This is a genomic window from Microbacterium oleivorans (assembly GCF_023715745.1).
Classification (GTDB): domain Bacteria; phylum Actinomycetota; class Actinomycetes; order Actinomycetales; family Microbacteriaceae; genus Microbacterium; species Microbacterium oleivorans_D.
Genome location: NZ_JAMBOV010000017.1, coordinates 1 through 455, shown reverse-complemented (window position 1 = coordinate 455; position 455 = coordinate 1). Strand labels below are relative to the sequence as shown.

The window sequence follows — 455 nt, the reverse complement described above, 5'->3', positions numbered from 1 at the left end:
CATAATGCAGGCCACCGATCCTACCGGGATATGCGTGCGGATCCCGGTCTTATCGATTAATACAAATGCGCCATCAAGTACATCGATCTGCCCGTACTGGAGAAAGATCATCGATGTCCGATCTTTCAGCGGGATGGGGTTTAACGGCACGAAGGTCACTCGCCATCCCCGGGTTTAATCATCATCATTCCGCAGCCAAAAGCCCGGCTTTTACCGTATCCCGACGCCAGACGCTGCAAAAATAACGCTGGATCGTTCACCACCAACATGCCGGTGTAATCCACACTGCTGAACTGAATGGTCTGGCGCGATTTTTCGCGCCGTATCTGCTGCTGACGATAAGCATCCACCACGGTCTCCGCTAAAGAAAACCCGCTTTGTTCACCTTGCCGCGTTAACCAGGCCAGCGCCGCCTGTTGCTGATGCGCCCAGATATCCCGAGGTTCAACCTGCTC

1 protein-coding gene is annotated in these 455 nt (G+C 54.1%); it reads right to left on the bottom strand.

What is annotated here, in order from left to right:
• Positions 1 to 155: 155 nt before the first annotated feature.
• The coding region (gene cas6e, locus M3190_RS15220) for a type I-E CRISPR-associated protein Cas6/Cse3/CasE (RefSeq protein ID WP_251583571.1) at positions 156 to 455 on the bottom strand (300 nt) is incomplete at its 5' end.